Annotated in this window: 16 protein-coding genes; all 16 read right to left on the bottom strand. The window is 57.5% G+C overall.

Going from position 1 to position 20,130, the window contains the following annotated elements:
• The coding region (locus tag AABO57_28195; GenBank protein ID MEK6289615.1) for a transposase zinc-binding domain-containing protein at positions 1-565 on the bottom strand (565 nt) is incomplete at its 3' end.
• The gene (locus AABO57_28190) at positions 555-929 is read right to left on the bottom strand and encodes a tyrosine-type recombinase/integrase (GenBank protein ID MEK6289614.1); all 375 of its coding nucleotides are present in this window, start codon (positions 927-929) and stop codon (positions 555-557) included. The genes AABO57_28195 and AABO57_28190, both read right to left, overlap by 11 nt.
• Positions 930-2,335: 1,406 nt before the next feature.
• Positions 2,336-3,829, bottom strand: coding sequence for a tetratricopeptide repeat protein (locus AABO57_28185; GenBank protein MEK6289613.1), 1,494 nt, complete (start codon positions 3,827-3,829; stop codon positions 2,336-2,338).
• A 620-nt stretch (positions 3,830-4,449) separates the two neighbouring features.
• Positions 4,450-4,845, bottom strand: coding sequence for a hypothetical protein (locus AABO57_28180; protein MEK6289612.1), 396 nt, complete (start codon positions 4,843-4,845; stop codon positions 4,450-4,452).
• Complete coding sequence (locus AABO57_28175) at positions 4,842-5,726, bottom strand: TIGR02587 family membrane protein (protein MEK6289611.1); 885 nt, start codon at positions 5,724-5,726, stop codon at positions 4,842-4,844. Before AABO57_28175 ends, AABO57_28180 begins: the two co-directional genes overlap by 4 nt.
• A gap of 285 nt (positions 5,727-6,011) precedes the next feature.
• On the bottom strand, positions 6,012-8,786 hold the full coding sequence (locus AABO57_28170) for a serine/threonine-protein kinase (protein MEK6289610.1): 2,775 nt from the start codon (positions 8,784-8,786) through the stop codon (positions 6,012-6,014).
• Between the two features lie 326 nt (positions 8,787-9,112).
• Complete coding sequence (locus tag AABO57_28165; GenBank protein ID MEK6289609.1) at positions 9,113-10,696, bottom strand: sugar transferase; 1,584 nt, start codon at positions 10,694-10,696, stop codon at positions 9,113-9,115.
• Positions 10,689-11,903: a hypothetical protein gene (locus AABO57_28160; GenBank protein ID MEK6289608.1), complete on the bottom strand. Its 1,215-nt coding sequence runs from the start codon at positions 11,901-11,903 to the stop codon at positions 10,689-10,691. Before AABO57_28160 ends, AABO57_28165 begins: the two co-directional genes overlap by 8 nt.
• 22 nt (positions 11,904-11,925) lie before the next feature.
• Positions 11,926-12,423 carry a protein-disulfide reductase DsbD domain-containing protein gene (locus tag AABO57_28155; protein ID MEK6289607.1) on the bottom strand — a complete coding sequence of 166 codons (498 nt, stop codon included), beginning with the start codon at positions 12,421-12,423 and terminating at the stop codon, positions 11,926-11,928.
• 50 nt (positions 12,424-12,473) lie between these two features.
• The gene (locus AABO57_28150) at positions 12,474-14,645 is read right to left on the bottom strand and encodes a bi-domain-containing oxidoreductase (protein ID MEK6289606.1); all 2,172 of its coding nucleotides are present in this window, start codon (positions 14,643-14,645) and stop codon (positions 12,474-12,476) included.
• 93 nt (positions 14,646-14,738) lie between these two features.
• Positions 14,739-15,698: a hypothetical protein gene (locus tag AABO57_28145; GenBank protein ID MEK6289605.1), complete on the bottom strand. Its 960-nt coding sequence runs from the start codon at positions 15,696-15,698 to the stop codon at positions 14,739-14,741.
• 124 nt (positions 15,699-15,822) lie between these two features.
• Complete coding sequence (locus AABO57_28140; GenBank protein MEK6289604.1) at positions 15,823-16,032, bottom strand: hypothetical protein; 210 nt, start codon at positions 16,030-16,032, stop codon at positions 15,823-15,825.
• Positions 16,029-16,835 (bottom strand): hypothetical protein, encoded by an 807-nt coding sequence (locus tag AABO57_28135; GenBank protein ID MEK6289603.1) that lies wholly within the window; start codon positions 16,833-16,835, stop codon positions 16,029-16,031. Before AABO57_28135 ends, AABO57_28140 begins: the two co-directional genes overlap by 4 nt.
• Positions 16,836-16,988: 153 nt before the next feature.
• Complete coding sequence (locus tag AABO57_28130) at positions 16,989-17,762, bottom strand: M50 family metallopeptidase (GenBank protein ID MEK6289602.1); 774 nt, start codon at positions 17,760-17,762, stop codon at positions 16,989-16,991.
• A gap of 111 nt (positions 17,763-17,873) precedes the next feature.
• Positions 17,874-18,353 (bottom strand): cyclic pyranopterin monophosphate synthase MoaC, encoded by a 480-nt coding sequence (gene moaC / locus AABO57_28125; protein MEK6289601.1) that lies wholly within the window; start codon positions 18,351-18,353, stop codon positions 17,874-17,876.
• A 26-nt stretch (positions 18,354-18,379) separates the two neighbouring features.
• Complete coding sequence (glp, locus tag AABO57_28120; protein ID MEK6289600.1) at positions 18,380-19,582, bottom strand: gephyrin-like molybdotransferase Glp; 1,203 nt, start codon at positions 19,580-19,582, stop codon at positions 18,380-18,382.
• Between the last annotated feature and the right edge of the window lie 548 nt (positions 19,583-20,130).

Raw genomic sequence — 20,130 nt, 5'->3', positions numbered from 1 at the left:
GAACCAGGAAATCTTCCCGCGACCTCTTCCACTCACCCTTCTCGCTCAACCCGCCACCAGTCACGATGTAGTGCACGTGCGGATGATAGATCAGCGCCCGCGTCCACGTGTGCAGCACTCCCACCATCCCCACTCGCCCGCCTACAAATCGCTCGTCCCAGGCCAGCTTCTGCAGCGCTTCCGATGAACCCCGAAACAGAATGTTGTACACCGTCTTCTGATTCGAGCGCGCTACTCGCCTCAACTCTTCGGGCAACGTGAAGGTCACCAGAAAATGGACCACCGGCAGCAGCAACTCCGTCTGCTCTTCGAGCCACTTCTTGGCTTGATCATTCCCGCACTTGGGACAGTGCCGGTTCTTGCACGAGTGATAGCTGTATCGACGCTCATCGCACTTCGTGCACACGTACGCCTGTCCGCCGAGCACAGGCGTCCGGCACTGCTCGATGTCGCGCATCGCTCGTAGGTGAGCGCGCGGCATCCGCTCGCCGTACTTCGCCAGATACTCCGGCCCGTGCGCCCGGAATATCTCGGCCATCTCGACCATCACCCGATCACAGCCCAACCATGATCCGGTTGATGGCTTCCCGGCCGAGGTCTTCCGCTCTCGCCGTCAGATGTGTGTAGATGCTGGTGGTCGTCGGCGAACTGTGACCCAGATACTCTTGGATCAGCCGCAGGTTCACTCCCGCTTCAAGCAGATGCGTCGCCCAACTGTGCCTCAGCGTGTGAACGGATGCCGCCTTGTTGAACTTGGTCTCTTTGAGCGCCGCTCGGAATGCGTGTTGAACCGAGCTCTTGTGCATTGGCTCGGTCGAACTCTTTAGGTCAACGTGGACCCGGCCTTCGGATGGGAACATCCACGCCGGGTTGCGATGCGTCACCCAGTACTCGCGCAACAACTCTACCGTGCGCTCGGGCAGAGGCACATGGCTATTTTTCCAAAAAAGGATGACGAACAGTGAACCAAAGGCGGCAGAACAATTCAATGGACGTGAGGGCGAAACAGCGGCTTTCATTCGGCGTTGTTCGTTAAATCTTAACGGGCGTCTATTCGGTTTCGCGCCACGTCATCTCAAGCGTTGGGCGTCCGAGAGGAGGGTACAAATAATGAGTTCTGGCGGACCTGATGACAACCAAAGTTCAAAGACTGCGTTACACCAGGCAGCGCGTGAGTCCCAGCAACAGTTGCGAATTGCAATGATCGCTGCTGCATCCGCCACGTGTGGTTTCATGGTAACCAGGTTGAGCGGTGCCGGCAGCCGCCTAATCGCAAGCCTCGCCGTAATCGCCTCCGCCATGGCGGTTGCGGCTGGGTTTCTAGTATGGAAGCTGACTTCTCAGATGTTCTACGCCATGGCGGAAGGCTTAGAAAAAGAGAGAAAATCGGCGCACCGTCGCAGGAAGTTGGCAGATATTGTTCTATGGCTAATGCTCGCCTTGGCTGTCACTCTCACAGGAGTCCATCTGTTTGGGAGTGGCTAGTTTGCCAGCGGGTCGGCGCTGTGGCATTAGGGACGCCCAACAACTTAAGTTTTGTGCGGCGCGGCGTCCGAATTCAATACCGTCCGCAGCAGCAAGCCGTCTCACAATTCTGGGTTGACTGCGACACGAAGTCGCGTGAGTGGCTGTTGTGACTGAAGTTCTTTCAGAACACAACCCGATGTTCTGCCATCGGTATCCAACCGGGGTAATCAGCTCCGGGGACAATGGAGCCTCATCCTACAAGGATGGCAGCTTAATCGTGAGAAGCGGCTGCGACTGCTAGCATCAAAGTGGTCGGGAACTAGGATCGAGTGGCAAGGGCAACACATGTGAATCAGGGCTGCGGGTATGGGAGGATGGAAAAAGCAAACGCCATCTTGTAATGAGATGGATAGAGGCGCTGTCTTGCCTCGCGTGAAAGCGGGCAGACTTCCATCTGGTGTCTCGTCACGAGAGAGTCTGACAAACCGACTTAGGAAGCAATGCAGATGACAGCCGCAGTATAAGCTGGTGCAGCTTCCCGCGAAAGCGCGTCGGCCCCAGATGCGTATCGTGAAAGTCGATGTGATATAACATCGGCGGGTTCCGCAAGGGGCTTTCGAGATGCTTGAGCCGGATGAGGGGAAACTCTCACGTCCGGTTCTTAGGGGGCCGGGCCGGAGCGATCCTGCCCGGCTACCCGACCGCAGCCTGACTATCAAAGTCCCCCGGCGGAAATGAAAGGGCCGCTGAAGCTATGGAGTCTCCAGCCGCCCCTCTCCACGCGATCTTTGACCGGCGAACTCGCATTCCGACGGCTCACCCGGCGGGGCGGCGGTCGGATGCGAGCCTTCGAATAAAGATCTGGCAACTACCGGGGCTTAGAGGCCTCCTTGGCCGCCTCCTCCAACTTAGCCAGGGCGCGCGGTCTCACGATGGCGTAGCCGGTGTTGTTCTGATTCCAGTCGGCTACCCGGCGGTACAACATCTTCGCGTTTTGCTTGTCCCCCTTACCCTCGTAGGCTTGGGCCGTGTAATACCAGACGATTGGGTCGTCCGGGTCGCCTTTGGCGAAGTACTCGAGCGCCCTGGCGTGATCCCCCTGCTTGAGCGCCAGCATTCCCATCAACTCGTTGAGCCCCCTCTGTTCGAACCGGTTGTTGCGGGTGGAGATGAACTTGCTCAGCTCTTCGATCTGCACTTTCGCCGCGTCGAACTTCCCTTGAGAGATCATCATGTAGGCGTGGCTAAACATCTTGCCCCCGCGATTGTTCTCGCGGACGCGCTCCGGTAGTGAAGGGTCATCCCTGAGCCTGTCGGCTTCCGCGAGGTGCTTCGCGGCTTCCTCGAACTTACCCGCTTCGGCCAGGATGAATGCGGCGGTGTCGTGAGCGCCTATTGCCGGCTGAATCTGTTTCTGCTCATCCGCGAACTTCGCCAGCCGCTCCGCCGCCTGCACGGCTTCCGCCGTCTTCCCCTCGTGGACGTAGGAGGCAACCGTCAGGTTCATCGCACCGATCTTCTGGTTGACGTTGGGCGCGCGGTCGAACTGCTCCTGGTAGGATTGGCGCGCTTTCTCGTAGTCGCGCTTGAAGATGTAGTTGTTGCCGATGCCGGCCAAAGAGCCGCTGAACGCCGGGTCTTTTTCAAGCGCCTTTTTGTACTGCGCGATTGACTCGTCGTAGCGCCCCTGCTTGAGCAGGAGTTCCGCGTACGAGTCGTAAGGGTTCGGGCTGTTAGGCCGCAGCCTGACGTAGTCCTGAAAAGCCTTCTCAGCCTCCTTGTAGTTGCCCTGGAAGGACAGCGAGTAGCCGAGCTGGTTGTAGGCAGCGGCGAAGTTCTTGTCGATTTCTATGGCCTTCCTAAATTCCTGCGCTGCCATCTGGTCATCGCCCTGCCCGCGGTAATAATTACCGGCCAGTTGATGCACGCGCTTGTCATTCGGGAAGAGCATCAGGAGCTTGTCGAGGTGCGCTTTGGCTTGCGCCGCGTTGTTGTCGGCCTGTGCCTGCGCGTACATGATCCATTCACGCTCGCCCGGCGAAGCCTTCGCGCTCAGCTCCACGGCCTTCGCCAGGTTCTGCCGGAAGATCTGAAATCCGCCGCCCGATTGTGCACGGAGGAGGTACGCCATGGCGAAATCCGGGTCGGCCTTGATGGCGCGCTCGAACAGTGGGGCGGCGGCTGGGCCCTCCACGTTATCGAGCTTATCCAGGCCTTCGAGGAAGAGCTTTAAGGCCTCGGGAGATTTGGTGGTGAAAGTCATCTCCCCTTTCTGCGCGGATGCGCCGGTCGGCGACAGGAGTAAGAGGAGGAGCGCGCAGAAGGGGAAGGCGGTGTGTGCGAGCGAACGAGGGATTTTCATGTGGGCCTCCGTTTGTTAAAGAACTTGGGTTGAAGAAGGGGGAAGAATACCTCCCGACATTATGATCAGCGCTAAAGGGGATAAAAGAGATAATTCCATAGTCTCACAGTCGGGGCGCTACGGACGATAACGTCAAGGGGAGTGGTTGTCAATCCGAAATTTTCCACCGCGGCCGAGTCGTCCCTTACCAAGACGTTACCGCGCCACCGACCCTAGCCCGTGGCGCGGCCGTAAGTGATTGAAAAGCGAGTGGCGCTCGAAGGCGTCAGCAATAACTCAACTCATCTATCAGATTTGAGAATCCACGACGACCCGGCCGAATTCGCCACGGCCGTCATGTGAGGCGGACTCTCGCCCCACACCCGCCAACTCTTCAAGCCCCGCGCGGCCATCCCCGGTCGCCCTCAAACCCCCAACCGAAAGTATAAACTAATGGCCCAATGTAAATCCGATGATCGCTACCTCCTAAATCGCCTAACAACTCATTCAACCCGACGCCTCGATAGCAATCTTTTTCATCGTTGTCTTGTTCCCTATAGCTTGAATGCTCTATGCTCGGCGCGGGTTAATTCGAGCGTTGGGTGGCTGAGAGACCGCAATCTACCTCCAAGCGTTTGCGCCTAAGGTTGTTGATAACCGACTACACGCAACTCTGCTGAAGTTGGCTCGGTATCGAAAATGAGAACTCCTTCCACACTCGAATGGGCAGGAATAAAATCGAAAGTGGTAGCGGATGTCTGTTCATTACCAGACCCTCTTAGTCTTCCTTCAACGGTGACTTGCGCGCCCGTCGCGTCTCCTTCGTTAGTGACGGTTATTGGTAGGTAGTAGTGACCCACTTCATTGCGAGTTGCCCTTCGATCTATACGGAATCGTGCCGGCTCCTTGGAAGAGCTTAACCATAACGCGATAACCACCCCGACCACTCCGGCCAGCAACACAATCGAAATAATCATCGATACCCACTCAGCTTTTGTGCGTGGTATACCGCTGGTCTTGCCCTTCTTTCTAGTCATAAGGCTAGCCTTCCCGCCGCTCCACCAATTGTAGCCGGAAGTCCCAGAACAATAGTGTAGCTGACCCACTGGCTGAGAGGATCCTCCGCGCGAAGCAATTGGAATAACAAGAGCATCAACAATGAGACCAATAACGCGATCAGGTAAGAGGCCAGGGTTTCGCTGATCGGGTTTTGAAAAAGTCCCGGCTGTGACCTGCGCATGGTCTGGGCGCCGAAGTTAGCTTCAAACACAATTATGTATGAAATCAATAATGAACTGGCGATGATGACCAGCAACCAGGATGATGAAAGCGTACTCGCAATCATAGGAATTTCGTCTGTGGGAGATATGGCGGCGGCAATAATCACTGCGCCCAGTGCTGTCGCGCCCGCATCAGCCAGCGTGCCGCGCCAGGCATTGTCATGCCCTTGATGCTTAGAAGGATCCTTCCTGCTACCGTCAGTGCCGGCGTTATTTTCGTCGCGATTCTGGAGTACGTTGTTCGCAATCCCAACGCCTATGCTGAATGGTAATGCCTCAGTAATGATGCGGCCCATAGCGGCCTCAAGTCCTGTATCAAAGCGGACGACACCTATCAAGATTAAGCTGAGTGTCGCAGTCAGCAGGGCAATCGCCAGCGCTTCCAAGCTATCGGTAAATATTCGCGGCCAAGTGCGTGAATGTTCCGTGCGAAAACCGCCCCGCAAGTCAAGCAAGACGAGTGCGGCATAAGCTATTCCTAGCATTAGCAGCATACGTGGAGGCGAAGTGAAGTTACCTTTCCACCAGACCTCCATTGTAAATAGGAACGGCGCACCGAAGAGGAATGCTCCCGCCACACCGCGCATCAAATCATCAAGCTCAGTTCGCCAAGGCGATTGGCGATTGGCGTTCGTCATAAAATTACCCAACTAAAGGCATGCACCGGAGCGCGGCGAGCGAGTTTTGTATGATACCTTCAATACTTCGCTTCGCGCCCGGTTATGCAACGCGTTAGAAAGCCTTCTACCTCATACCTTCTTCGTTCGCATTCAGCAGAAGGGCGCGGTACTCTGCAGCTTTGGGCGCTTTGCTCCATGATTGGTAGAGGACGATGAGCCGGTTGAGAGCCTCCAGCGTGCGCTTATCGCCCGCGCCACGGCCCGCTTTGGGCCCCTGTGAAGATGCGAAGAGAAGTCGAGTCGTCACTGGCCGGTTGCGTTTCCTTTCAATGCCGCGTCACATCGCGCAATCTCTGCCGCGATTTTTTCAGGCTCTCCCGACTCAACCGCGGGGAGCGTGCCGCGATTGCGCATGTCCAATAGTATATCGAGACTCTTTTGATAATTACTTCGTGCCTCGCGCCAGTTTTCGATTCGTTGATTGCCCGGCGATTTTGAAGCAAGGATTGCATAAACGTTTCCGAGATTAGAGCATGAGCGAGCCAGCTCGCGCCGCTTCATCGCTTCGGCCGGGTCTTCCGATGAAAGCTTTTCAAATATCGCCAGTGCCCGGCGATAGCTCTTCATAGCTTCCGATAGATCGTTCGCCTTCATCATAGCGTTGCCCATGCCATTGTGAATTTCGGCTGCAAAGGCAGAGTACATTGTATTCATCCGGTCTTCAGCAATCCGCTTCTCGTAAATGTCCAATGCCCTGCGGTAAATTTTCAACGCGCCCGCCACGTCGCCTTTCTCAACCAGTATTCCGCCGATCTGTTTCAGGCTGTAAGATACGTCTTCGAGAATCACCGCATTGTTCTTATCGCTAGCATACGACTCTTCCGAATGCGACAACGCCTTGAGCTGGCTTTCGAGCGCACTATCTAAATCGCCTGCCTTCATCAGCGCATCGCCCAGTCCGTTGTAGCTCGATTGCACGTCGCGGCGCGACCTCGCGCTTGTCGGGTTCGCGGTTGCGATTGCCTCAAAGCCCGCTATGGCCTGCCGCCAGCTTACGATGGCTCCCTGCGAGTCGTTCAATTCGCCAAGCGTGAGCGCGAGCCACAAATAACTTACTGCGAGATTGCGCTGGAACTTCACCTCGTTCGGATTTTCCGCCGCAAGCAGCTTGCGAATGGCTGCCGATTTTCGTTGGTGCTCGAGCGCCTCGTCAGCTTTGCCCATCGTCAACAGCAAATAGCCCATACGGTTTTCGGAGTTCCCAAGCCCGTCTCGGGCGTCAACATCTCGTGGGTCTTCTTCCACAAGCGACTGGAATACTGAAAGGGTGCGTTGCTGGCTCTCAAGCCCTGCGGCGGTGTCGCCCATCTGCGAAAGCAGGTCGCTTACGAATACCTGATTGCGCGCAAGCTCGCCGCGCATCTTTCGATCAGTCAGGTTTCTTTGAACCAGAGTCTCACGAATCGCCTGCGCTTTCTGGTAGCTTGCCAGCGCCCCTTGAATGTCGCCTAGATTCGCATTGCTCGGGTTGCCCTGCACGTCGCCGACCTTTTCATAAGCCGACGCAAGCTCTGCTTGAAGCGATGCGTCGCCGCCTGCTTCTTTCGCCAGAGCGTCCAGGTATTCGAGCGCCATCTGAACGAGAGTTTGCCGCGCGCGAGTCGAGCCGGGAAGGTCCGCTATCTCATCGTGCAGACGGAACACGAGAGAGTTAGCGAGGTTGCGCACGTCGTTGAATCGCCTTTCGGCAATCGCGCGCTGGCTGCGCGCAACGCTCGCCTGCCAAAGTGTCACAATAACACCGGCTAGCAGTATCACGACGATCAGCGCAGCGGCAACGACTCCAGCTTTATGTCGCTTGACGAACTTGCTTGCGCGATAAGCGAACGTGTCCTTGCGGGCAATGACAGGCAAGCCTTCAAGGTGGCGGCGCAGGTCTTCTGCAAGCTGCTCGACAGAGGCATATCGCCGCTGCGATTCTTTACGCATCGCCATCAGCACGATGTTGTCGAGGTCACCCGCGAGCTTCCGGCGCAGCTTCTCGGGCTGCCCCTCGCGCGTGCGGCTCACCTTCTCAGGCGAGAGGGCAATTTGCGTCTCGCCATCCGGACTGGGTACGGTCTCGACGCGGTGTACGGCGGTGCTTGGCTTCTCCGGCTCCTGCTCGCAGATCACCCGCTCGATCTCCTGCGGCGTGTAGCTCGTGATGCGGTAAGGGCGCCGCCCGGTGAGCAACTCGTAGAGGATCACGCCGAGCGAGTAGGTGTCACTGGCGGTGGTGATCTTGAGCCCGCGCGCCTGCTCCGGGCTGGCGTAGTCGGGGGTCATCGGGCGCACCCACTGGGCGGTCGCCACGTCGGTTCGGGCGTAGAGGTCGGGATTGAGCAGTTTGGCGATCCCGAAGTCCAACAGCTTCACAGCCCCCTCGTTGGTCACAAGGATGTTTGAGGGCTTGAGGTCGCGGTGTACGACGAGATTCTGGTGCGCATAGTGGGCGGCGGCGCACACCGTCCGGAAGAGCTGCAGCCGCTCGGCGGTCGTCAGTTTCCTCTCGTCGCAGTAGCGGTCAATGGGCTGCCCCTCAATGTATTCCATCACGAAGTAGGGCAGCCCCTGGTCGGTCGTGCCGCCGTCGAACAGGCGGGCGATATTCGGGTGGTCCAAGGAGGCGAGTATCTGGCGCTCATTTCGGAAGCGGCTCAGCACTTCCTCCGTGTCCATGCCACGCTTGATGAGCTTGATGGCGACGCGCTTTTTATAGGTGTCGTCGGCGCGGCCCGCCAGGTAGACCGTGCCCATGCCGCCGCGTCCGAGCTCGCGGACGATCCGGTAGGCGCCGATCATGGCCCCCTCGACCAGCGGCGCCTCTCCGTCCCCGAATAGCGCCGTCGCCGCCTCAAGCCGGCCGTCGAGAAACCCCTCGGCTTTGTTGTCAGCAGAGAGCAGCGCCTCGACCTCGCCCCGCAGCGATGAATCTCCGCGACAAGCCTCGCCTAAAAAAGCCGCGCGCTCGCCGGGCGCGAGTTCGAGCGCGGCCTCGAACAACTCTAGGACCTGTTTCCATTTATCAGGAGTCATACTTTAGCTGTCAGTGGTTAGTTGACCGCAGACCCATGGATTGGCGTACTTCATCACCGAAGGGATGTATCTTGATCATTTGGATGATCCCTATAACCTGACTCTTAAAGCTACAGGTCTGCGTGCATCGGATCTTCTAATCAGCGAGGCGACTTATACAACGTGGTTCGGCTCAAATCCGGATAATCACGAGGACAACTGCGATTACATGGGACATCAGGTGAATGTCCTTGCCAGCAAATAAAAGATAGACACTAGACTGTCAGTTTCTCCCGAAGAAGAACAGTGGTCGTCGCTTGTGAATCGAATGTCTTCGAACAACACGGTTAGTAAGTGTTATCCCCTCTCAACATCACCGGTAGCGTCTTCAGCATTATCTTCACATCCAACCACGGCGACCAGTTCTCGATGTAGAAAACATCCAGCCGCACCATTTCCTCGAAGTGCAGCCGGTTTCTTCCGCTCACCTGCCATAGGCCGGTGATGCCGGGCCTCACGTGAAATCGCGTCCGATGCCAGTCCTTGTAGTGCCGCACTTCGTAGGGAATCGGCGGGCGAGGGCCGACTACGCTCATCTGTCCCTTCAGCACGTTGAAGATCTGCGGCAGTTCGTCGACCGAATACCGGCGCATCCAGCTCCCGATCTTCGTCAGCCGCGGATCATCTTTGACCTTGCCGTAAATCGGCTCGGCTGGCGTGCCTTGATTTGCGTCTTCGCCGTTGATGGTTCGCTTCATCAATTCACGATGGGCCTGGTCATCCACCCCGTCCACCATCGAGCGAAACTTGATCATCGAAAAAACTTTGCCATCCATACCCACACGCTCTTGCCTCAAAAACACCGGGCCGCGCGACTCCATCTTGATCAAGATCGCAAGCGCCAACCAGAACGGCCAGGTGACCAGCAGCAACCCGATCGCCACGATAACGTCCAGCCCGCGCTTGACCGCTCGCTGAGAGCCTCGCAGCCCTTCCTCGTAGAGCTTGATCATCGGCAGGGAGCCGAGCGTTGCAATCTCGGTCTTTCCAGGCAAACAGTCGAACAGGTTCGGTATAACCCGGTACTTGATGTGATGGTCGCGCCCGCACTCCATCAGCACCTCGAACATCTTGCGCGGATTGATGCGCGTGTCGGTGATCAATACTTCTTCGACTCCGTATCGCTTGACAAGCTCCGGAAGGTCGTCGAATCCGCCTAGTATCCTGACGCCGTAGCTTGTAAGCGCCGTCGAGTCTTCGTTCACCCGCGCTCGCACCGCTCCCACGAGCTTGTAGCCCAGCCGCGGCTTCTCGGAGATTTCCGATACGCATACGTGAGCCATCTCGCCACAGCCTACCACCACGGTGGGAATCAAGTTGCGCTCGCTCGAGCGGTAGATAATCTGGACCACGCGCACGAAGGACCTTGCCACCCAGAAAGCTCCGATCGCGATAAGCCAGTCGTATACGAACACAAGCCGCGAGTAAGAAAAGTCCAGCGAGACCAGATGACCTTCGCGATATGAGAATCCCTGCCGAAACAGGAACGCGATCAGCACCAGCACGAGGGTTGCGAACGTCGATGCGCTGAAGATCTTCACAAGGTCGTTACCAAGCGAGAACTCGCCTCGCAGCCGGTACAACCCGTACCTCCGCAGCATGTAAACCTTCACCAGCGGCACGAAGAACAGGAACCCCAGATACGGCTCAAACGCGTCGAAGACGCCAACCGGCCAAAAGGATTTTCGAGGCCGCCATACGAATATGTCGGTGTGCTGGCGAAGCTTGTACGAAACAACGAATGATGCGAGCGATAGCACGACATCGACGACGACGAGCGCCGCTACCGGTATGAGGGCGGCAAAAGCGCTGCGCTTTCGAGTCTCGGCTTTTATTGCGTGTTTGACTACGGTGGCGGCGTGTTCAGACATTTTCGCTTACCCGATTCCGGGAGGAGTATAAACTGAGCGCGTAAAGCATCCACGCTTGCGCCCATCTCATATATGAAATCTTGTTCGTGTAGAATCGATGCCTTTGAAAGTAAAAGAGGCCCGTTTGATCCTGGAGATTCTTTAGGGCCCATCTCAAGACTCGGCTGGCCATCGCTTTGGCGTTAGGCATCAGATCTGTCATTTCGACGAACGTTATCACGCCCTGTGCTGCACTGTGGACATCGAGAGGATGCAGCCGGTCATGATAGTACCCAGGTGTGCCGTCCGCAAGAAAGAATCGCTTCTCATAAAATTCGTACCCCTCATCCAGCGGCCGTCTCCAATCATCAGCGTTCAGGTATTCGATCAAATGCTTGAGCGACACCAGCGCAAACCCCGTGTGAAAGCTGTCGATCCATCCCTGCGAATCGGCTTCGCCGTAGAGCCACGAGCCATCCCGGCGCTGACGTGCAAGCGTGAACCGGGCAGCTCTCTCCGCCGCTTCCCGGTATTCACCCCTTCCCGTTTTCGTGAACGCGCGCGCCAGCAGTTCAGCAGCCAGGAGATTCACATTGTGGACTCTTGAATGATCAAGCGGCGTGTAGCTGAAACAGTCACCGTCGCGATCTTTCGTGCGGTTGAGCCGATCAAGCAAGAACCGGCAGCTACTCGCCGCCATTTCCAGAACGGACTCGCTCCCAGTTCTTTCATACCAATCCAGATATGCCTGAGCGGCAAACACCGTGCAGACGACGTTCGGAGTGCCGCGCGGCGCGAAGAAGGCCCGCGACTGCCAATCGAAGTTGTAACCCCAACACGCCTCCGAGTAGTCAGCGCTTCGCAGTGACCCGAGCCGGCTCATCAAAAAAGTGAAATCCGCCTCCGCGCCTTCAGCCTGGTGCTTCGGCGGGTCTGCTATCTCTAACGGCAAGGTGTGTCCATGCCTGTCAGCGAGAAGCATCAGGGCGCGCGCAGCAACTGCCACTCCTTTCGGGTTGAGGTCTTTCTCAATCCCGAGAATCGGACGCAGGTTGAAAGGGCTGCGCTTGACGAGCTGAGTCAATACAGTTCTGGCGATTCGCTGTTTGAACGGAAACAGGTGAGCGAGCGGGCTATTCAGTGCGTCATACGGATCGTACCCCAGCCAGGACTCGCTGCGGCAATATTGAAGGAGTCTTGATAGGGCCTGCTCGCAATCATCGATCATCGCGGTTTTGGAGTGCGCCTATTTACTCCACCTGCAAAGCAATGCTCACATCTATCGTTTGAGGGCGGAGACATTGTTGATTGTTGCAAGCTTGCACGGTCAGTTTTGCTTTGAGCGTCTGGCTCCCGGGAGCAAGCGAGGGAAGAGCTCGCACGGTCAGTTTCAAAACCGTCTTACCTTCGAACACAGACAAAGGCTTCTTTGAGAACTCGAACTTCTCGAGCTTTGCTTTCGGATAGGTCACCGGAGTTGTGGTGAGGCCAGCAGTGCGTTCGATTTTGAGCGCCGTGGGGATCAGGTACTTCTCCGCGGGCCGGTTTGAGTTTATGTGGTAGTCTCCGTCGATTTCTATTATGACTGCGATCTGAGCGGCGGCGCCCCCTCGCTTGATCTTATAAAGCGATTCCCCTGGACTCACCTTCACTACTTTCGCGGAACCCTGCGCGAACGCCAATGAGCTCGCCGATGAGCTTAAGAAGCCGATCACCCCAAGCATACAAAACAGCCTGACCGATTTCATCACAAACCTCCTGAGTTTTGAGAAGAACACCATGCAGGTGCTCTTCACTGTCACGAGAACACCGAACTCAAATCGACGCTCACTACGTTTGCGCTCCTCACCGATTCAACAACCGCGAATGAAGCCAGCGTAGTCGCGACTAACGATTCAAGCGCGATCGGAGCGCCTGTGCGGCCGCGCGCGGCGTCAAGAAACGTGGCGATTTCAGCCCTGTGTCCCTTATCCTGCGCGCCGGTACCCATCTTAGCCTTCTTCCCGCCGCCAATGAAAACTCCGCTCTTGAAATCGTCAATCGTCGCAACGTTACCGTCACAGAATATTTCGACACGCTCTTTAGCCACGGACGAGTCGCCGCTCGCGGTGTAAACGATCGAAGCGATCGAGCCGTCCGTCATGCTCATTGAGATCACCGTGCTGTCATCGACCAGCCCCGCCTCCTCGGTCCGAGGCACAGCTTGGGCGCTGACGCGCGCCGGCAAAGCGCCGGTCAGATACTGAACGAAGTCGATGAAATGACACGCCTCGCCTATTATTCGTCCTCCGCCTTCGGCAGCGTCGTGAGTCCAGTGATCGCGAGGTAGCTGACCGGCGTTCACGCGGTATAGTATGGTCATCGGCCCGGCACGCTTGCGAAAACGCTCCTCGATCTCCCTGGCGATCGGCGCAAAGCGGCGATTGTAGCCCACCATCAGCAGCCCTTCCGATTCACGCGCGGCGCCAACAACATCGCGGAGTTCTTCTTCGGTGACCGCGAGCGGCTTTTCAACGAACACGTGCTTCCCGCCTCTCAATGCCTCGGCCGCAAGCCGAGCGTGCGAGTCGTGGCGCGTCGCTATGAAGACTAGTTGAGATTTTTCGTCTTCGAGTATCTCTTGAGAGTCAGTTGTCGAATAGGAGAAGCCAAACTGTTCAGCCGTGTTCTTGGCGGTGAGTCCCGTTGCCGCGCCGACGGCGACAAGCTGAATCTTCGCCGAGCGTCTGACAATAGGCAACAAGACTCCGCGAGCAAAAGCGCCGGCGCCGATAAAGCTTATTCCCAGCTCGTTGCTTGCAACGGCCTTCGCCCGAGCTTCCCTTCCCGGCCATACGCTCTGTTGATCAGCACTTGGATATTCGAGCACCATGCCGCAATAGCGGTGGCCCCCACTCAGTATGAGATCGTAGGCGTCGGTCGCCTGCGCGACCGGGAAGCGCTGCGTCGTGAGCAGATCGGTGTTTATCTTTCCATCGGCAACAAGCCGCAGGAAGGCTTCCATGTTCCGTTTCTCGGTCCATCGCACATAACCGATCGGGTAATCGCTTCCCTTCTCTTCATAGTCAGGATCGTATCTGCCGGGTCCGTACGAACGCGACAGCCGAAGCTCGAGTTCCTTGGCGAAGAAGCTGTGTCGTGGAACATTCATGCCAACGAGTCCGACCACCACGACCCGCGCTCTATCGCGCGCGAGCTCAGCAGCAAGCTCGACCGGCTCTGACGACTTCGTGGCCGCGGTGATCACGATGCAATCGGCCCCGCGTCCTGCAGTCAAAACACTGCAAGCCGCCCGGGCCGCCGCTGGATCGGTAGCCACCAGGTCGGCGCCCGACTTCCTGGCAAGCGCGCTGGCGGCGCTGTCGATATCGACTCCGAGCACCTGACACCCCGCGGCCTTCAAAAGCTGCACCGCGAGTTGTCCGACCAGCCCAAGCCCGATCACTGCAACTGTTTCCCCCAGCCGCGGCTCCGCCTGACGTACGCCCTGAAGAGCAATTGCTCCGACGGTGGTGTAGCAGGCAGACTCAAAAGAAACGCCGTCGGGCAGTTTGCAGCAAAGGTTCTTGGGGACGAAAATGACTTCGGCATGCGAGGCGTAGCCGCCGCCGGCGCAGGCGACGCGGTCGCCGACGCAAAACTCCGGGGCGCCGGCGCCGACCGCGATTACTTCGCCGGAGGCGCTGTAGCCCAGCGCCTTCGTCTGGGACAACCGCGCCTTCACCTTCTCAAAAGTGGAGCTAAGTCCCTCGCGCTTGAACGTGTCGAAAACCTGGCGCACGAGGTCGGGTCTGCTGCGCGCTTTTCCGATGAGAGAACTCTGGGCGGTTTCGACTATCGTCCGCTCGGTGCCGGCGCTAATAAGCGAGCAGGCGGTGCGAACCAATACACCGCCCGGCCTGAGCGCGGGCGGCGGCAGTTCCTCGACTTTCAACTGGCCGGTGCGAAAGCTCTGTACTACTTGTTTCATTCAAGGAGTCCGTAGTCCATAGTCCGTGGTCCGTAGCCCGAAGTGAGCGCCTGCCGCGAAAGAAGCTACGGACTACGGACTACGGACTAAGAACTAGATTAGCGGATATTCAGCGCGCATCTTGTGTCTGTGATACTGAAGTATCTTGTGGACCTGACGAGGGCTGACCTTTGCAATCCGGCCGGCGATGCTGTAATGCAAGCCGTGCTCGGGTGGCGCCGGCAAGCGCAAATACTCCACGTACGCGTCGAGTATCTGCTGCTGCGCTTCAGGCGACGGATCGGGCACGTTTGCAAACGCGCGCTGATCGTCGTGAAGAACATCCAGCCATCTGAGCACCTGCCATCTGCTTACATATCCGAGACTCTCGGCTATTTTGGACGGCAGTTCGGTTAGCCGGTAACGTTGTTGGTTCAACTCCTCCCAATACATTTTCTCGATTTCGAAAAGCTGCAGGCGGCTGGGATTCGGAGTCGGCGATGTTTCGTATTCGGCCATCGACCACTCACGGATGATCTTCATCACCTGCTTATAGGGCAACCCGAGCGCCGAGCTGATTGCGCGGCGCCGGCCGCCGTCGGGTCTATGGCCGCTCTCAACGAAACGCTGGTACATTTCTATCGCGCGGTCTTTGAGCTCGTCAGTGAGGGCGACTTTCGATTGAGTGATCTCGCGAATGATGTCGGCTACAAGCTGGCGCTTGAGCCACAACTTGTTCGCGATCTGAGCGTGAACTTCGCGAGCTTGGAGCTCACCATTCGCGTATTCCTCTTCATAGATCTCAACGACTCGGCGGCGTAGCTCAGGCGTGAGCGTCGCGACCCTTGCCACGCGCGCCGGCCTTTGTTTGGGAGGCTCTCCGAGCGGCGGTCCCGGCGACGCAAACGCCCGAGGCGCTACTCGAGTGGACTCCGCCACGGCTTTGGCTTCGGAAGGCACATGCTTCACCACACGCTTCTTGAGGCACTTCAGGCAATAGGCGGCTTTGCGATCCGGGGAGAAAAATGTAGCGTTGCAAACCGAACAGGTTCGACGAAATTTCATTCCGCTCATAGCAATGCACTCAGTCTAATAGCCGGTTTGGCAAACTTCAACCCGATCACTGCCCGCTTCAACAGGTCTAACAAGATTGGTGGAAAGGAATCCGTAGTCTGCGCGTGCCCTGCAAGGCGGCACTTTACGGACGGGCGTGGCGAACAAACATTGTCGCAAGCGTCTCACGGTCGACGCGACGCCTGACCTGGCGCCTGCGTTCGCCATCTTCCGGGTCAATCCAGGTGATTCCGTCGATGATCAACATAGTGCGTACGTTGTAACGCATCGTGCGCCGGCGCTCGACCACTCTGCGCTCGGCGCTGACCCTTCTTTCTTCTCCATTCCAGGTCATCGGTTCTCGGATCGCCGCCCTTGCCTCGGCCTCTTCGTTATTACGGGTACGGCACTCAGACTCTTCTTCCTGGGAAGAGCCATGCGATCTATGTGCAGATGTACCCCGGTAGCTAACGTGTCCAGCGGGCGGCCCAGCATGAGAGTCCGGGCATTGTGGGCCGCAACGCTTTCCCAGGTCGAAAAGTCTTTTATGCGCAAGCCGAGGCCGCCGCCGGTGGCAATGATGAACCCAACCTGTTCACGCGTCAGGTCGCGAACGCGAATGTCGTAGGCGCTGCCGCTACCGTAGAGCCGCCGGTGCTCCGCGTGGTCGGCTCCTGTGAGCGTTAGATCGCGGTCGTACTTCTCCTGAAAGCGCTTTCGAAGGTCGGCGAACCGGCGCTGAAAAGTGCCCACATCCCCGGGGACACCCTGCTCGGTTGACGCATTTTCGGCGACGTTGTCCCGGGGGGGTTGCCCTTCGAACTCCTGCGATCTCCAAACCTGCTTTCCGCTGACCGCGAGCGGCGTCGTCTCATAGCGATTGATCTTCTCGATCATCTCGCGCCATCCTGCTCGGAGCTTATCGTTGCCGCGCAAGTCAATCCCGGATCCCAGAATTTCATCGACCGCGCTATCAAACTCGCGCCGCGCGCACTCGCCGTCACCGGCAGACAAACATTGCTCTCCTTTTTGAAGGTGTTGTCTGGCGATCGCGAGAATCTCGTCCGGATTGGCAAGTACATTCTGCTGAACCCGCGCCTCCGAGACTACCGAAGTCAGAAAAGCGATTGCCGCTGCACAAACTGCTTGCTTGATCATGCTTCGACTAACCCCCAACCCATTGCACGCTCGTATCGTAAGCTGGTGCCAAAGAAAAGCAACGTGTCAGATTCTAGCAAGGCGCTTGAGAGCTTGTAAAACCAGCGAGGGACAACTAGCGAGGGACCGCCGATCGTCATTGGCTGTTCGTGCTCAGACCTGAGGATTTGAAACGTTCGTCGAGTGACTTGCTATAAGCGAAGGCAGCGGAGCCGCGGGCATTGCCGCCCGCTCGCGCAGGCTTCGATAGTAGACGGCCAAGGTCGCGACCACAACTACCGCCGAAAGAAGGACCCAGCCCGCTGCCCAGAACAAGGGAGGCAGGAACCCTCCGGTAGCTTGTGACATGTTTCGGGCATCGGTTGGAAAAGCGGGATCGAACGCCGACAGGTACAACAAGGCGCGAAGATCGTAGAACGCGTTGAGCAGGCATTGCACAGCGAGGAAACTCATGCAGAAATGAATCAATCGAGGCTTGGCCTTCAAACCGAGGAACAGACATCCAGCGCCAAACACCAATCCGGCTAGCCACGCAAGAACATTCCCGCCGAACAGGGCGGTTATCAATAGAAGCAAACCGCCCGTTCCAATCGCCGCCTTCCGCGCGTTACGCTCGCGTCTCAACATCAGGAGTAAGCCTGCACCGTAGATCGTCGTCGCGAGGTAGCCGGCGCTCGAAATCACAAATCCCCAACCACCCTGGGTGAAAGTTACCCCGCTGCCGCTCCAGTCTAGCGCGACCCGATTCACTCCGCCGAACGTCGCAAGCGCAGCTAACGCGTGTCCGGTCTCATGAATGAACGTGACAAAGAGTCTAATAGGAGTGGTGATGAGGCCGGCGAATGGAATGAACCAAAGCACGAGGGTCAACAGCGAAGCGAACACCAGCAGCTTGAATGAATTTCTAATTTCGGACTGGCTTTGCATAACGAGCTATACGCTGTCATCGCGAGCTTGGTTCGCCTCGTCAGAATGGTCGAGAATAAAAGGAGCGGCGGATGATCCGCCTTGAACGCCTGGAATTCCAACGATCACTCGTCACTCATCACTTCTCTTGTAGTCGCCCGACCGTCCGCCGCTCTTTGATTCCAACCTGATGTCGGTTATCACCATGGCTTTGTCTATCGCCTTGCACATATCGTAGATCGTCAGCGCGGCCACCGAAGCTGCGGTGAGCGCTTCCATCTCGACGCCGGTCTTGCTGTCAGTGCTCGCTGTCGCGACGATGGCTATTCCGTCAACTCTCAACTCGAGCTGCACGTCCGCATGATTGAGCGGAAGGCTGTGGCACAGCGGGATCAACTCCGCCGTACGCTTGGCGGCCATGATTCCTGCCAGCCGGGCCACTTCCAGTGGATCGCCTTTGGGGGTGCGATGTTCGCGAATAGCTTCCACCGTGGCCGCAGCCATTCGCACGAATCCGCTCGCAACCGCCGTGCGCGTGGTGACGGGCTTGTCGCTTACATCCACCATCCGCGCGCGCCCTTCCTCGTCAGCGTGAGTGAGAGTCATGTCCATATACCTTTCGCCGCGCCAACCGACAGTTACCACGGTGTCAACACGAGCACGTCCACCAGTTCTCCGGCCTCGATCTCATGCACCTCTTCCCTGACGATGATCAATGCGTTCGCTAGCATGAAAGCTACCAGATCCGACGAACCGCCCCACTTCAAAGACTCAACCATCGCGCGGCCATCTTCTATGAATAGACGAGCTGGCAGATAGCTTCTTCGACTCGACGGATCCTTCAGAGATCGAGAAAGCTGCGCGCTGACAGTGGGCAGCAAAGGCGAACGCTCGCCCTGCATTTTTCGAATCGCCGGCCTCGCGAAAACATTAAATGTGACCGAAGTCGAGACGGGATTTCCGGGAAGCCCGAAAAAGAGAGTCCCGCCGCGTTTCGCGAAAACAATTGGCTTGCCTGGTCGAATTATAACTTTGTCGAAGAAAACCTCCGCGCCAATATCCTTCAGCGCGGCCTTGACCAGATCGTAATCACCCATCGACACGCCGCCCGAGGTGATGACCATGTCGCGGTTGTCCGCGGCTCTGAGCAACGAATCACGAGTGGCTTCGGGTGTGTCTTCCACGGTGCCAAGCATATCGACTGTCGCGCCGGCACGTTCGGCATAAGCCGCCAGCGTGTAAGTGTTCGAGTTTCGTATTTGCGCCGCCGAAGGCTTAGTTGATACATCAACCAATTCGCTGCCCGTCGAGATCACCGCCACTCGAGGACGGCGCGCGGCTCGTACGCTTGCATAACCAAACGAGGCAAGCACGGCCATCTCAGCAGGGCCGATCTCGCGTCCGGCGTCGGCGACTATCTCGCCCGCCGCGACTTCGCTTGCGCGCGGCGTTATGAACTGACCTGGCGTGACGGACTCTAATATCTCGACCTCGTGCCCGTCGGCGCGAGTGACTTCGACTTTTTGGACGGCGTCCGCGCCGTCGGGAACGGGCGCGCCGGTGAAGATCTTCACCGCCTCGCCGGCTTTGATCTCCTTGTCGAACTCGGCACCGGCTGCGATTTCTCCGATCACCCGCAGCCTCGCGGGCGCCGTGGCGACATCCGCTGCGCGAAGGGCGTACCCATCCATACGAGACCGATCAAAGGGCGGAAGATCCATGTCTGCGCGAACGTCTTCGGCGAGGATGCGGCAGTGAGCTTCTTCGAGCGGAACAGTCTCAGCACGGAGCGGCTCGACGTGGTCGAGCACGATGCTGAGCGCTTGATCGACGGTGATCATAAAAAGTGAACGCGTGGGAATGCGCGCTAAGACAATATGTTAGTGCAGGAGCAAATCTACACACAAGCTTATGGATGTGCTTATGGATGTGCGCCAACGATCATCTATCAGCGCTCGGATCAATCCACGACACTTCTGATAGCCAGGAAGGCGGGCAAGCTGATCAGCCCGGGACAAACCGTCACGCTTCAAGTCAGAAACTCCAACAATTCCCTCTCAAATGAGTTCCAGTTCACGCGTGCCCTCGAGTGACCGCGGCACTTGTCTGAAGAGCGCCGCCACGTTGAGAGGGCGAGAATCGGTAAAGGCGTGGTCAATGGGCTCGAGTTGCTTAGTGCATCCGAAAACGGCGCTGGGTCCACTAATATTTCCGGCCGTTGGCCACGCCTGATATGACTACCGAGAGCCCATACTGACCGATCTAACTGAATCTCCCGCAGTGAAAGAAAAAGAGCCAGATCAACCTGGCTCTTTTCATCGATTAAAATGGCGGAGCCGACGGGATTCGAACCCGCGACCTCCGACGTGACAGGCCGGCGTTCTAACCA

Source organism: Acidobacteriota bacterium (genome assembly GCA_038040445.1).
Classification (GTDB): domain Bacteria; phylum Acidobacteriota; class Blastocatellia; order UBA7656; family UBA7656; genus Onstottus_A; species Onstottus_A frigus.
This window is presented reverse-complemented; position numbering and strand designations above follow the sequence as displayed.

Excerpts from the sequence above, each read along its gene's own strand:
- AABO57_28185 (MEK6289613.1), bottom strand. The coding sequence starts at position 3,829 with ATGAAAATCCCTCGTTCGCTCGCACACACCGCCTTCCCCTTCTGCGCG.
- AABO57_28180 (MEK6289612.1), bottom strand. The coding sequence starts at position 4,845 with ATGACTAGAAAGAAGGGCAAGACCAGCGGTATACCACGCACAAAAGCT.
- AABO57_28175 (MEK6289611.1), bottom strand. The coding sequence starts at position 5,726 with ATGACGAACGCCAATCGCCAATCGCCTTGGCGAACTGAGCTTGATGAT.
- AABO57_28170 (MEK6289610.1), bottom strand. The coding sequence starts at position 8,786 with ATGACTCCTGATAAATGGAAACAGGTCCTAGAGTTGTTCGAGGCCGCG.
- AABO57_28165 (MEK6289609.1), bottom strand. The coding sequence starts at position 10,696 with ATGTCTGAACACGCCGCCACCGTAGTCAAACACGCAATAAAAGCCGAG.
- AABO57_28160 (MEK6289608.1), bottom strand. The coding sequence starts at position 11,903 with ATGATCGATGATTGCGAGCAGGCCCTATCAAGACTCCTTCAATATTGC.
- AABO57_28155 (MEK6289607.1), bottom strand. The coding sequence starts at position 12,423 with ATGAAATCGGTCAGGCTGTTTTGTATGCTTGGGGTGATCGGCTTCTTA.
- AABO57_28150 (MEK6289606.1), bottom strand. The coding sequence starts at position 14,645 with ATGAAACAAGTAGTACAGAGCTTTCGCACCGGCCAGTTGAAAGTCGAG.
- AABO57_28145 (MEK6289605.1), bottom strand. The coding sequence starts at position 15,698 with ATGAGCGGAATGAAATTTCGTCGAACCTGTTCGGTTTGCAACGCTACA.
- AABO57_28140 (MEK6289604.1), bottom strand. The coding sequence starts at position 16,032 with ATGACCTGGAATGGAGAAGAAAGAAGGGTCAGCGCCGAGCGCAGAGTG.
- AABO57_28135 (MEK6289603.1), bottom strand. The coding sequence starts at position 16,835 with ATGATCAAGCAAGCAGTTTGTGCAGCGGCAATCGCTTTTCTGACTTCG.
- AABO57_28130 (MEK6289602.1), bottom strand. The coding sequence starts at position 17,762 with ATGCAAAGCCAGTCCGAAATTAGAAATTCATTCAAGCTGCTGGTGTTC.
- moaC (MEK6289601.1), bottom strand. The coding sequence starts at position 18,353 with ATGGACATGACTCTCACTCACGCTGACGAGGAAGGGCGCGCGCGGATG.
- glp (MEK6289600.1), bottom strand. The coding sequence starts at position 19,582 with ATGATCACCGTCGATCAAGCGCTCAGCATCGTGCTCGACCACGTCGAG.